The following is a 13253-nucleotide window of genomic DNA, read 5'->3' as shown; positions in this document are numbered from 1 at the left end:
CCCTCCTCGATTGTGACACCCTTGTCACAATACGGAGCATGCAGGTTTTCCTATTGCGTCGGCTCGTCCTGAGTCTCTTCTCCGCGGTCTGGCTCCTCCCCGCCCTGTCCCACGCCGTCACCTTCGGCGTGGACAAGACCACCTACGCATCCAGTGACAATATCACCGCCACCTGGACCCGCGTCTCCGGAGACACGCAGGCGGCGAAGGATTGGATTGGCATCTACACCCCCACCCAGGTCCCCAGTGGCAGCAGCCCCTCGCTGCGCTGGTTTTATCTCAATGGCACCAAGACCGCTCCGGGAGCGGCGGTGCAGAGTGGCAGCATCACCTTCACCAATCCGGGACTGGCCGCTGGCAACTACGTCGCGCGCTTCCTGTCGAACGACGGCTACACCGAGCTCGCCCCGGCTGTCTCCTTCACGGTGCTGCCCGCTCCGCCGACGTTCAGCCTGAACAAGTCCAGCTACCTCGCTGGTGAAAACATCACCGCCACCTTCGGCCGTGCCACCGGCAATACGATGATGGTGAAGGACTGGATCGCGATCTACCGCTCCAATCAAACACCGGGCACCGACTACTCGCTGACATGGCGATACCTCAATGGCAGCACCACCGCTCCGGCCGCGGTGGTACAGAACGGCAGCGTGACCTTCAGCAGCCCGACGCTGCCCGCCGGTTCCTATGTTGCTCGGTTCTTTGCCAATGACGGTTACACGGACATCGCCCCAGGTATCCCCTTCACGATCACCGCCGGTGGCGGCCCCGCGGTCCCGCAGTGGGTGGTGAACAACTTCCCACTGCGCTACGCGCTGACCGGCACCGCCTACACCGGCTGCGTGCGCGGCTATGCCAAGGACACGGATACCAGTGATACGCTGACATTTGCCAAAGTGTCCGGGCCGACGTGGCTCACCATCGCGGCGGATGGCACGCTCGGCGGCACTCCCGCCGTTGGCGATGTGGGCACGAATACCTTCACGGTGAAAGCCACCGACATTCCCGGCAACAATGCGACCGCGACTTTCACCGTGCAGGTCTTCGCACCGGGCACTGCCCACATCGACAAATTGAAGGTGCTTTCCTACAACCTTTTCCACGGCTGGGGCAAGGTGACCAATGGCGTGCGCAAGGGCATCGACAGCATCCTGCTCTCGGGAGCCGATGTCGTCTGCACCGTGGAGAGCACGGACAATGTCACTGGTTCGAACCAGTTCCAGCCACAGGCCGTGGCCGCGGAGATCGGCTGGTTCTATACCCGCATTCCCGGCGGTGGCGATGTCGGCGTGATCAGCCGGTATCCGATCACGGACACCTACTCCGCCAGCGTCGCGGTTGGAGCGCGCATCACGATGTGCGCCAATCCACTGCAGGAGGTGATCGTGTATTCCACCCACCTCGACTATCTCCACTACGGTCCGTACGAGGCCGCGCGCTCCGGCTCCACGAATGCGACGACCATGACCGAGGAGCTTGCGTCCAATCGCGACGAACAAGCCACCGCTTTGGTGGCCGCCATGCAAAGCCAGCTCGGCGCCGCGGATCAGACACCGGTGGTCGTGTGCGGTGACTTCAATTGCCCCTCACACCAGGACTGGACCGCGGCGGCTGCATCCCAACACTACGGCAAGACCATCGCGTGGCCCGCCACGCTCTCCCTGACCAATGCCGGACTGGTGGACACCTTCCGCCAGATGCATCCGAATCCCGTCACGGACCCGGGCAATACCTGGGCACCCATCTATACGGGCGATGAACCACAGGACCGCATCGACTTCGTCTTCGCCAAGGGCAACCGTCTCACGACTCTCAGCTCCTCCGTCTATCACACGGCGGTGGAGAACACCTTCAACAACTACTACAGCGACATCACCGCGATCGCCGGCAACACCTGGCCGTCCGACCACGCGGCCGTGCTCACGGAATTCAGCGTCAAGCAAGTGGATGCGGACGGCAACGGACTGCCGGACTACTGGGAGAACCAGCGCTTCGGCGGAGCCCCGCCCCAGGGCTTGAATGGAGATGATGATGGCAATGGCATCAGCAATATCCTCGACTACGCCTCCGGCATGCCCGCTGGATTTGCCGATGCCTCGCGTCTCTGCCGCACCCGCCGCGAGTCCGATGGGTTGCGTGTCAGCTACCTGCGCCGCAAGGGCGGGACCGGCACGGGCTGCGACTATCTCGCGGGTGGCATGCGCTATCGCCTGCTGCGTTCCATCGATCTCACCAACTGGGTTCCAGCGGATGATTGGTGTAGTGACGACGCCCCTTCATCCGCCGGTGGCGATGGCGAGGAAATGTCGGTGAAAGTTACGCCACCTCCCGGATCGCAACAGCAGTTTTTCCGGCTCTCCGTCGCTCCAAACTGACGGATCAGTCCAGTGACAGATGGTGACAATCCGCGCCTTGTGGCGGACGAAAATGCCCGCTTGCCCGGCTGTTTCCGCCATCCGGTTTTCAACTCTCCTCCCTCAATCTCCAGCCACTCATGAATCGCGCCCAATTCCTCCGCCTTTCCGCCCTCGGCACGTTCGGCCTCGCCACCCGCGGCCTTGCGTTCCCCTCCGGATACACCGGCATCCCCTCCGGCATCCGCCCGTATCTTCAAACTCCGCGCCCCGATTCCATGTGGGTGTCCTGGTTCAGTGACAATGCTCCCTCGGGCCTGATCGAATGGGGCTCGTCTCCCGGTGCCCTGGTCAATTCCGTGGCTGCGGATCTCGACGTGCTCGGCTCCGGCTACAACTACCACGCGGGCCGTATCACCGGCCTTTCGCCGAACAGCTACTACTACTACCGTGTGAGCAACGGCTCGACGGTTTCAGAGGTCTTCCGCTTCCGCACGCCGCCACCCGCTGGCACGAAGACCGGCCGCATGCGCGTGCTGGTGATGGGTGACAACCAGATCATCGCTGAGAACCGCTACGAGAAGCTGATCGCCTGCGCGAAGGCAAAGATCGAGTCCCTCTACAACAAGCCGATCGAGGAGGTCATCGACTTCATCCTCATGCCGGGCGACCAGGTGGACGTAGGCACTCTCGACCACTACCGCAACCTGCACTTCAAGCAGTGCGGCCTGATCTCGCCGAACATCCCGATCATGACCACGATCGGAAACCATGAGACCTACTACGATACCGGCATGAACCTCTACGGCCGGATCTTCCGATACGATGACATCAACTACGGCGGCGTCACCAGCCCCGGCGGCGAGAAGTACTACTCTTACCAGCTCGCCAACATCGCCTTCGTCCACACCAGCAGCGAACACACTGGCGCGGAGCAGAAGGGCTGGGTGCGTTCGCTCGTGGACGTTCTCAAGACCGACTCCACCACCGACCTGTGCATCAGCGTCTGCCATCGCCCTTACCAGGCCGAGCAGTATGTGGGCGACATCTCCGGATGGTTCCGCTCGGACATCATGCCGATTTTCGCCGAGACGGAAAAGCACGTGATGAACATCGGCGCGCACCACCACCTCTACGCCCGCGGCCAGACGCGCGAGTGGCCGATCTACCACATCATCTCGGGTGGCACCGCCTGGGACCAGTACTGGGGACAGTCCACCGAACTGGACATGGATGATGTCCAGAAGACCATCGCCAACTGGGCCTGGCAGCTCATGGACTTCGACCTCGCGGCCCGCCGCATGGACGTAACCTGCTATTCCGAGGCCAACGTGCGCCTCCCGGCTGCCACCCGCTGGAACTACGACAGCCGCATGGTGGACTCCTTCCACCGCCAGCTCGGTCTCGCCCTGCCATCGCAACCGTCCCTCACCAATACCTTTTCCGCTCCGGTCACCCTGCCCCTGAGTCTCCAATGCTCCGCCTTCGCCACCAGCACCGCGGAAACCTTGAACAGCACCTGGTTTCAGGTCGCCAGCGATGCCGCGTTCACCAGCCTGAAGGTGGACAAGATCCGCGACTTTGAAAACCTCTACGGTGACACCGGCGCTCCACTCTATGAACCGGTGGACATCAACGCCGGCATCAACCTGCTCCAGTTCCCGCTTGCCGCGAACTCGCTGCCAAATGGCTCCTATTACACACGCGTACGCCATCGCGACAGCAATGCCGCGTGGTCGCCTTGGTCCGCATCGAAGACCTTCGAGGTCACCGGCAGCGTGGTGGCGGATCCCAAGATCACCCTCGCCAAAAAGGTGTATGCCTACACCGAAAACTTCTCGGTGGTCTATGAAAACGGCCCGGGCAATGCGAAGGACTGGATCGGCATCTACAAGAAAGGTCAGAGCCCCGGACCGGTCGCCTCTACGAGCTGGCAGTATGTCTCCGGGAAAAGCGGCACGCTCAATTTCACCACCGACCTCGCCGCCGGCCAGGAGTGGTTCGCCGCTTTCTTCGCCAATGATGGCTACACCGAAGTCGCTCCCCGCGTCCCTTTCTATGTCGGCAGCACTCCGACACTAACCACGGACAAGACCGCGTATGCGGAAGGAGAAACCGTGAACGTCACCTTCGCCAATGCCCCCGGCAGCACCAAGGATTGGATCGGTATTTACAAGGTGGGCCAGACCCCGGGGGTGGGTGGCGTCACCTCCACCGCCTACCAATATACGCCGGCCGCCTCCGGCACGAAATCCTTCGCCAATCTTCCGAAGGGCTACTACTACGCGGTCTATCTGGTGAACGACGGCTACTTCGAAATCAGCCAGCGCGTGGCCTTCTCCGTCGGCAGCCAGATCTCCAGCGTCTCCATGGCCTCCAACCAGGTGCCGAGCGGACAGGATTTCACGGTCAACTTCTCCAACGGCCCAGGTATTCCCAAGGACTACCTCGGTATCTTCAAGCAGGGTGAAACTCCCGGCGTGGACGTGCTGACCGCCTATCTCTACTTCGATGGCAAGACCAACGGCAGCGCCACCTTCCATCTGCCGAACCTCGCGCCCGGCAACTACTTCGTGGCGATGTACACCAACGATTCCTACACGGAGGTCTCGAACCGCTACAACTTCACCGTCGTCGCACCGACACCCTTGAAGTTGGAGCAATCGAGCATCGAGGGCAACCAGATGCGACTCCGCTTCAGCGCCCAACCCGGCAAGAACTACACCGTGCAGCGTAGCGTCGATCTCCAGACCTGGCAACCGGTCCGGACGGTGGTGCCCTCCTCTTCCTCGCATGAGGAACTCGTGGACTTCGATCGTTCCATCAACGAACGCTGCTTCTTCCGTATCCTGCTTCAGGAATAAGCCCGTCATTTTTATCATGGAACCTCAACGTCCGCATCGGTGCCTCGCACCGGTGCGGACGTTTCGTTTTTGAGACGGAAGCATAGGACACCTGCGGCCTACGTAGGAATCCCCCGTGCCTCTCCGGATTTTCGCTTGAGGTGGGTCCCCTCCGGGCGCATCAATGCAAGCAACCACTTGCATTCATTATGCCAGCCCGGACTCCCGTTCCATCCCGTCCAAAAGTCACCGCTTCCGAGAAGCTGGTGGAGGCTGCGGCGATCGTATTCGCCCGCGATGGGCTGAGCAGCGCCACCACCCGCGAGATCGCCCGGACCGCCGGAGTGAACGAGGTGACCTTGTTCCGCAATTTCCAGACCAAGCAGAACCTCCTCGCCGCCGTCCTCGAAAAAGCTTTCGAACGGAAGACCAACCCTCTCGCCGAAAAGTTCGACTCGCTGCCTGAGCGCGCATCCTTGCGCGAGGTGATCGCCGCCTTCGCCGAGGCCGACTATTCCAGTCTCAAGCAGAACGTCTCGCTGATGCGGGTGCTGGTCGGAGAGATCCAGAAATTCGAGGAGCATGAAATGAAGGTCCTCCGCGCAATCTTCCGGCCTCGCCGGGACCAACTCACCAAACGGCTCCGCGATGCACAGGCCCGCGGTGAAGTAATTGCCGATGTCAATCCCGCCATCGTCGTCGACCAGCTCGTGGGCATGATCTTCACCCATGTCCTGCGGTCCGACTGCCCCTTCAAGCTGGAATACAAGCAGGACCAATACGTCCGCGCCTGCGTCGATCTCATCGTCCGCGGCATTTCTTCCTCCCGCAAATGAGCGCGGCCACCGCCACCCTTTACGGCTCCGATCCGGAGCAGCTCAGTCCGATCGCGGCACGCCTGCTTGAAAAAGGTCTGCTCAAGTGGGTGATCGCCCTCGCAGCATCATTGGGCGCGATCCTTGAGGTGATCGATACCGTGATCACCAATGTCGCGCTGCCCGACATCCGCGGCAATCTCGGTGCGACGCTTTCCGAAGCGGGCTGGATCTCCACCAGCTATGCCTGTGCGAACGTGGTCATCATCCCCCTGTCCGCATGGCTCGGCTATCGGTTCGGGCGCCGCAATTACTTTGTCTTCTCGCTGATCGGCTTCACCTTGGCCTCCTTGCTGTGCGGCATCTCCAACAGCCTGGGCATGCTGATCTTCGCCCGCGTGCTGCAAGGACTTGCCGGTGGTGGCTTGCTGGCGAAGGCGCAGTCGATCGTGTTCGAAACTTTTTCCGCCAGGGAGCGTCCCTTGGCCCAGGCCATCTTCGGCCTCGGCGTGATCGTCGGTCCAGCCATCGGCCCCGTGCTCGGCGGCTGGCTTACCGATAACATGGGCTGGCGCTGGATCTTCTTCATCAATCTGCCGCTCGGTGTCCTCGCGGTTCTGATGTGTACCACCTTCATGCCCTCCGACCGCCCGGAGGAGATCAACCGCACTGGCAAGGTGGACTGGAGCGGCATCGGGCTGCTCGCGGTGGGCCTCGCCTGCTTCCAGCTTTTCCTGGAGGAAGGCCAGCAGGACGATTGGTTTGAGTCGCGGTTCATCTGCACCGTCGCCATTGCCAGCGTGATCGGCATCATCCTCTTCATCTGGCGGGAGCTCACCACCGAACATCCGGCTGTCGATCTGCGCGTGCTGCGCTACCGCTCGATGATCGGCGGCAGCCTCTACTCCGCAGTGCTCGGCATGGGCCTCTACGGCATCATGTTCGCCGTCCCGATCTTCGTGCAGGACTACCTGCACTACACCGCGCTCCAGAGTGGCATGATCCTCGTGCCAGGTGCCTTTGCCTCCGCGGCGATGATGATGGCCTACGGCAAGATCGGCAACAAGGTCTCGCCGCGCACGATGATCTTCTTCGGCGCGTTGCTCACCAGTCTCACCGGGTTCCTGCTGATGGACATCAATCCGGACACCGGCACCAAGCAGCTTTTCTGGCCGCTCATCGCCCGCGGCTTCGGCAGCGTGATGATGTTCATGCCGCTGAGCATCGCGACACTCGGTCCGCTGGACAAAAAGGACATCGCCGCCGGTTCCGGCTTCTACAGTCTCACCCGCCAGCTCGGCAGCAGCATCGGCATCGCGCTGATCACGACCCTGCTCGCACGCCGCGAGGCTTTGCACCGCTCGGTGCTCGTCGAGCGCATCTCCGACTATCGGCCGCAAGTCGGCGAACGGATCGATCTGCTGACCAATGCGTTCACCGCCCACTCCGGAAGCAAGCAGGTCGCCCACGATCAAGCGATGGGCCTGCTTGATCGCATCGTCTCCGGCCAGGCCATCCTCCAGTCCTACGAAGACATCTTCACCTACGTCGCCGCCCTTTTCATCTTCACGCTGCCACTCCTGTTCTTCCTCGGCGGCAAGCCGAACAAGAACGCGAGCGATGCCGCTGCGGCCGCCCACTGAACCCTTTACCGAATCCCGCCCACCATGTCCGAACAACCTGCCACTCCGACCGAAGAAACCTGCGGGGAATCCGGCATCCTGCCAGATGATCTTCCCCAGGGAGCTGCCTCTCCCGGAGCCGCGCCCGCGAAAAAGAAGCGCAGCATTCTTTCCCGTCTCGTCACCCTCGGCATCCTCGCCGGTGGCGCCGCGTGGCTCGTCCACTTCGTCCACGAGACGATCGCCTACGAAAAGACCGAAGATGCCTACATCACCGGCCACATCCACCGCATCAGCCCCGGTGTGGGTGGCCCTGTCACCAAAGTCCTCGCCAATGAGAATGATCAGGTGAAGGCCGGACAACTCCTCGCTGAAATCGATCCGCTCGAGTTCGACATCATGCGCCAGAAGATCGAGGCGGCGAAAGCCCAGTCGATCGCCCGTGAAGCACAAGCCAAGGCCGCACTCGATCAGGCAAAAGCCGAGTCCATGCAAGCCGACGCCCAAATTGCCAGCGCCGATGCCCAGGTGAAGCAGATCGAAGCCCAGCTCGAACTCGCGAACATCAACTACAACCGCAATCGCAACCTCTCGCGCGGTGACACCCGCGCCGTTTCGGAGGCGGAACTCGACACCACCCGCGGCATCGTCGCGTCCACCACCGCCACCCTTGATGGGGCGAAAGCCTCACTCGCTGCTGCGGAAGCGAAGAAGAAAACCAGCGAGGCCGCGGTGGAAGCCGCAGCCGCGGAGATCCAGGCGGCGAAGGCGAACACCGAAGCCCAGGTAGCCGCCCTGCGCGATGCCCAGCGTCAATACGACTACAGCAAGATCATTGCTCCCGCCGATGGCTACGTGGGCAACAAGAACATCGAAACCGGCAACCGTGTCCAAGCCGGACAGCCGGTGTTCGCCCTCGTCGAGAATGACGTGTGGGTGGTTGCCAATTTCAAGGAGACCCAGCTCAAGGGAATGAAGCCCGGCCAGGAAGTCGACATCAGCGTCGATGCCTTGGACGGCAAGACCTTCAAGGGCCGTATCGACAGCATCTCTCCTTCCACCGGAGCACAGTTCGCATTGCTTCCACCGGACAACGCCACCGGCAATTTCACCAAGGTCGTCCAGCGCGTGCCGGTGAAGATCACCTTCGATGCCGCATCGATTCAGGATTCTCTCGCCAATCTGCTGCCTGGTCTATCAACGGTGATCCGTGTGAAGGTGAAGTAACTCATCACATGACGATTTCAGCGATGCACGTTTCGCCACGGTGAAACGTGCATCCTGCATTTTGGCATCCTTCTTCCACAGAATGAGATCAAATCACATCCGATTGATTTTAGATCACTTGCAGCTGAATCAACCTCTTTGGCACCGTGACTGCGATAGTGGTGGATATGAACCCCACCACCATTCTTCAGGAAGCGGACGCGCTGCAGGAGATACTGACCCGCTACGTCGATTCTCGTGACGGCTACAAGCAGGCCGCCGAAACCGTAACGGACGAGGGTCTCACCCGTACATTCCATCACATCGCCGAACGCCGCGACCGTATCGCCGGTCGTGTGGCGGAACTTCTTCATGCCGACGGCCGCCAGCCGGACACCAGCGGCAGCGCCGAGGCGGGCGTCCACCGCTGGTGGATCCGCATGCGCGACAAACTCTCCGATCATGACTCTTCCACGGTTGTTGAAGAATGCCTGCGCGGTGAAAAGGAACTTTCCCGCACGCTTCATTCGGTTGCGGAAAGCGGCAATCTCACTGCCGACCATGCCCCGCTGATCGCGGACGCAATTTCAGAGGTCGATCTGGCGATACGCGCCTTCGAACTCATGGTTGACGACGCTTGATTCACTCACGGACCGGCTGGGACCCGCCGGATCCCGGTCGGCCGTCATCCACTCCGGCGGTAGAAAAGAGATGTTATGTTAAGTTGGGCTCTCACATTCCTGATCCTGGCACTGGTGGCCGCATTCCTCGGTTTCGGCGCCTTGGCCGGCATGGCCGCCACCATTGCGAAGGTCCTGTTCGTGGTCTTCCTGGTGCTGCTCGTCATCTCGGCGCTCAATCGCTCCATGCACGGCAAGGCACCTTGACCGGATCGTGATGGATCGAATTTCCGGCCGCGGGAACCTCCGTTCTCCGGTCGGATTTTTCGTTTCGGGCCTTGCCCCGTCCGTTGGTTTGCCGTCTCGGCCACATGGATCACCTGAACGATTGAAAAGCCCCGCCCCGTTGGCCAGTATCGACGGCGGCTCATATGAGATTTCGTGCTTCTTCGATAGTGTGGGGACTTTCCGCGGCTGCGACCCCTCTGACATCCGCCGCAGCCCCCCTTCCTCCCGGGGCGGTGGCCATCACCATGACGAGTACCCCGGCCCTCTCACCGGATGGTTCAACCGTGGTTTTCGAATGGCAGGACGATCTCTGGTCCGTCGCCTCCAGCGGCGGAATGGCCAAGCGGCTCACCCGTCATCCGGCCCGGGATGCCTATCCTTGCTTCTCCCCGGATGGGAAGGTGCTGTACTTTTCAAGCGGTCGCGCCGGTGGTCTGAAGCTGTTCTCCATGCCCACCGAGGGCGGCCCCGCGACCCAGCTCACCTTTCATTCGGAAGGAGCCATCCTGGAAACGATCACTCCGGATGGGAAGACCGCCATTGTGCGTGGTCCGCGCGACCTCGATGACGTGAAGCCCGAGCGCCTGATCGCGGTCGATCTCACCAAGGATGCGCCGGAAAAGGTGCTCTTCGACGTGCCCGCGCAATGGGCGCGCGTTTCACCGGATGGGAAGACGCTGTTGTTCACCGTCGATGGAGATTCACCGTATCGCAAAGGCTACCATGGTTCCCGCGCCACCTCGATCTGGAGTTACGACTTCGGCAGCGGGGCGATCGGAAAGCAGGCGAAGTCGGAGATCGAGGATCGTTATCCGTTGTGGCGGCCGGATGGCTCCGGCTTCTTCCACGTCGCCGAAAACGACGGCACGTTCAACCTGTGGTCGCACGATTTCAAAAGCGGCAAGGATGAGCAACTCACCCGCTTCAAGGAGGATGGCGTGATGTTCCCCGCCGTCTCTCAGGATGGGAAGACCTTCGTCTTCCGCCGCGGCTTCGAGCTGTGGCGCTGGTCCCAGGGTGGCGAGCCGCAGGCCCTCCCCGTCCATGCCATCGAGGACATGCCGGATCTTGATCATGAGACACGGAAGGTCGCGGGCACCACGGATGCGGACTTTTCACCGAGCGGTCTGGAGATCGCATTTTCCGCCGAAGGTGAGTTGTGGGCGATGGACACCGTGCTGAAGGAACCTCACCGCCTGACCGAAACCGCCGCATGGGAAAGCGATCCGACCTTCTCGAAAGACGGCGGCTGGTTGTATTTCCGCAAGGACGATGGACTGGATTCGAACTATTTCCGCATGAAGCGGAAGAAATCCGCGGACTACTGGTGGCGCGCTTCCGGTCTGGAAGAGCAGCAGGTGACCAAGGGCAAGGAACCGAAAACCAAGCTGGCCCTGTCTCCGGATGGCAAATCCATCGCCTACCTGGCCGGCCGCAGCATGCTCTGCATCGCCAATGCGGATGGCGGCGGCGAACGGGTGCTCTACAAGGAAGGCACCACCGGCAGCTTCGACTGGGCACCGGACAGCCGCTGGCTGGCCTTCGATGCGGAGGATGCGAATTTCAACCGCGATGTCTTCGTCATTCCGGTCGATGGATCGAAGCCCGCCTACAATCTCTCGCGCCACCCCGACAACGAGGGCTCGCCGAAATGGTCGCCGGATGGTCGTGGGATCGCATTCACCGGCCGCCGATTGGGAAACAAGACCGGCCTCTTCTACGTGAATCTCCGCCTTGAAGATGAGGCGAAATCCCCTCGTGACAAGAAGGCCAAGGAAGCGGAGTCCGCCATGAAAGACGATCCGCTCTACAAGTCCGCAGCTCCTGCGGAGGAACCCGCCGAACCGGAGCAAACTCCCGAGACGCCGAAGAAAGACGCGCCCGCGAAAAAGCCCGCGCCGAAGACGCCGGAGCAAGTGCGGATCGATTTCGACGAACTCAGCGAGCGCATTCACAAGCTCGACACCGGCAGCGTGGAGCCGACCCAGATCATCTGGTCCCATGATTCCAAAGCGGTCTTCTATTTGAATGCCGACACCAAGGTGAAGGGACTGCACCGCATCGAGGTCGGAGATGGAACGAAGCCGGAGACGTTCGATTCCAACCGTGGCAGTCCAATCCGCACCGATGACAAGGACGGCCTGTTCTGGATCGTGGACAATGCCCCCGCGGTGCTGCGCAAAAGCAAGCTCACCACCTACGCGATCGATACTCGATTCGAGTCGAACCGCGCCGACCGCCAGCGCATCTACTTCCGCCAGATCTGGCGCACGCTCCGTGATTGGTTCTATGACGCCCGGATGAACGGCCGCGACTGGGAGGCGATGCGCGTGAAGTATGAGGACACGGCGGCGACCGCCACGGACTCGCGCGCATTCGACCGAGTGGTGGCGATGCTGCTTGGCGAGCTGAATGCCTCCCACCTGTCGTTCCTCTCCACTCCGTGGCCGAAGCCCTGGGCGGATGACACCGCGGAATTCCACACCACCCGCCACGTCGGCATCCGCTTCGATCATGGCAATGGCAGCGGTCCGTTGAAAACCGGTTCCGTGATTCCGGATTCTCCGGCAACCCTTTGCGTGCCTCCGGTGAAGCCCGGTGAAACCGTGCTATCGGTGAACGGCCAGCCGGTGGACGCCTCCATACCGGACACCCGCTTCATGAACGGCCGCATGGACCGCGAGGTGGTGCTGACGATCCAAGGAACCGATGGCAAGCAGCGCGATGTAACGCTGAAGGCGATCCCGTGGACACGTGTCCGCCAGCTCGCGGGCGATGCGATCGTCAAGGAGCGGCGCCGCCGTGTGGAGGAAGACTCCGGAGGCAAGCTGGGCTATATCCATATTTCAAAGATGCAGTGGGACGAGTTCGAGGAATTCGAGCGCCAGATCCACGCAGCCGGCCATGGCAAGGATGGACTGATCATCGATGTGCGTGACAACCCCGGCGGCTTCACCACGGATCACCTGCTCACCATCCTGTGCCAGCCGCACCACGCCACCACCATCGGACGCGACGGTGATCCGGGTTATCCGCAGGATCGCATGGTGTATGCGTCCTGGAACAAGCCGGTCGCGGTGATCTGCAACCAGCAATCGTTCTCGAATGCGGAAGTCTTCTCCCATGCGATCAAGACGCTGAAGCGCGGCCCCTTGGTGGGAACCGCCACTGCGGGCGGCGTGATTTCCACCGGAACGGTCCCGATCCTGGACGCGGGCAGCTTGCGCCTGCCCTTCCGTGGCTGGTTCATTCCGGACGGGGACCAGGATATGGAACTCAATGGCGCCGCGCCCGACTACCCGATTGATGAGACTCCTGCGGATCAGGCTGCCGGAAAAGACCCGCAACTTTCCAAAGCCGTGGAGGTTCTCATGGGGGATCTGAAAAAAGCGGCCGCCACGAAGAAGCCCTTCGAGCCGCACTACCGCTATCAACCTGCGGAATAGCGGACCCCATAAGGATTTCCGACAATACTTCCGGGCTGCAGATCATATCCTTCCACTACCGA

At 61.5% G+C, this 13253-nt stretch carries 8 protein-coding genes; all 8 read left to right on the top strand.

The features are described 5' to 3' along the window. The first annotated feature begins 38 nt into the window (after positions 1-38). The 8 genes from KBB96_RS05940 to KBB96_RS05905 all read left to right on the top strand — a co-directional run bounded on the left by KBB96_RS05940 (position 39) and on the right by KBB96_RS05905 (position 13191). Positions 39-2372: an endonuclease/exonuclease/phosphatase family protein gene (locus tag KBB96_RS05940; protein ID WP_211633442.1), complete on the top strand. Its 2334-nt coding sequence runs from the start codon at positions 39-41 to the stop codon at positions 2370-2372. Between the two features lie 119 nt (positions 2373-2491). Beyond that, a complete protein-coding gene (locus KBB96_RS05935; RefSeq protein ID WP_211633440.1) occupies positions 2492-5215 on the top strand; it encodes a fibronectin type III domain-containing protein in 2724 nt (907 codons plus the stop codon). A gap of 188 nt (positions 5216-5403) precedes the next feature. Then, positions 5404-6030 carry a TetR/AcrR family transcriptional regulator gene (locus KBB96_RS05930; RefSeq protein WP_211633438.1) on the top strand — a complete coding sequence of 209 codons (627 nt, stop codon included), beginning with the start codon at positions 5404-5406 and terminating at the stop codon, positions 6028-6030. Then, entirely contained in the window at positions 6027-7652 is a 1626-nt protein-coding gene (locus tag KBB96_RS05925) for a DHA2 family efflux MFS transporter permease subunit (protein WP_226373653.1), read from the top strand. The genes KBB96_RS05930 and KBB96_RS05925 overlap by 4 nt, the downstream gene beginning before the upstream one ends. Positions 7653-7676: 24 nt before the next feature. Continuing rightward, the gene (locus KBB96_RS05920) at positions 7677-8858 is read left to right on the top strand and encodes an HlyD family secretion protein (protein ID WP_211633435.1); all 1182 of its coding nucleotides are present in this window, start codon (positions 7677-7679) and stop codon (positions 8856-8858) included. A gap of 167 nt (positions 8859-9025) precedes the next feature. After that, a complete protein-coding gene (locus KBB96_RS05915) occupies positions 9026-9478 on the top strand; it encodes a PA2169 family four-helix-bundle protein (protein WP_211633433.1) in 453 nt (150 codons plus the stop codon). Positions 9479-9553: 75 nt separating this feature from the next. After that, positions 9554-9724, top strand: a complete 171-nt coding sequence (locus tag KBB96_RS05910; RefSeq protein ID WP_211633430.1) for a DUF1328 domain-containing protein — start codon at positions 9554-9556, stop codon at positions 9722-9724. A gap of 266 nt (positions 9725-9990) precedes the next feature. After that, positions 9991-13191 carry a S41 family peptidase gene (locus KBB96_RS05905; RefSeq protein WP_211633428.1) on the top strand — a complete coding sequence of 1067 codons (3201 nt, stop codon included), beginning with the start codon at positions 9991-9993 and terminating at the stop codon, positions 13189-13191. Positions 13192-13253 lie beyond the last annotated feature (62 nt).

The organism is Luteolibacter ambystomatis, assembly GCF_018137965.1.
Lineage (GTDB): Bacteria > Verrucomicrobiota > Verrucomicrobiia > Verrucomicrobiales > Akkermansiaceae > Luteolibacter > Luteolibacter ambystomatis.
Note: the sequence above shows the minus strand (reverse complement) of the source record. Positions and strands in the feature narration are given on the sequence as shown.

What these genes read in the sequence shown, in the direction of transcription:
- KBB96_RS05940 (WP_211633442.1), top strand. Translation starts at nt 39, where the DNA reads ATGCAGGTTTTCCTATTGCGTCGGCTCGTCCTGAGTCTCTTCTCCGCG.
- KBB96_RS05935 (WP_211633440.1), top strand. Translation starts at nt 2,492, where the DNA reads ATGAATCGCGCCCAATTCCTCCGCCTTTCCGCCCTCGGCACGTTCGGC.
- KBB96_RS05930 (WP_211633438.1), top strand. Translation starts at nt 5,404, where the DNA reads ATGCCAGCCCGGACTCCCGTTCCATCCCGTCCAAAAGTCACCGCTTCC.
- KBB96_RS05925 (WP_226373653.1), top strand. Translation starts at nt 6,027, where the DNA reads ATGAGCGCGGCCACCGCCACCCTTTACGGCTCCGATCCGGAGCAGCTC.
- KBB96_RS05920 (WP_211633435.1), top strand. Translation starts at nt 7,677, where the DNA reads ATGTCCGAACAACCTGCCACTCCGACCGAAGAAACCTGCGGGGAATCC.
- KBB96_RS05915 (WP_211633433.1), top strand. Translation starts at nt 9,026, where the DNA reads ATGAACCCCACCACCATTCTTCAGGAAGCGGACGCGCTGCAGGAGATA.
- KBB96_RS05910 (WP_211633430.1), top strand. Translation starts at nt 9,554, where the DNA reads ATGTTAAGTTGGGCTCTCACATTCCTGATCCTGGCACTGGTGGCCGCA.
- KBB96_RS05905 (WP_211633428.1), top strand. Translation starts at nt 9,991, where the DNA reads ATGACGAGTACCCCGGCCCTCTCACCGGATGGTTCAACCGTGGTTTTC.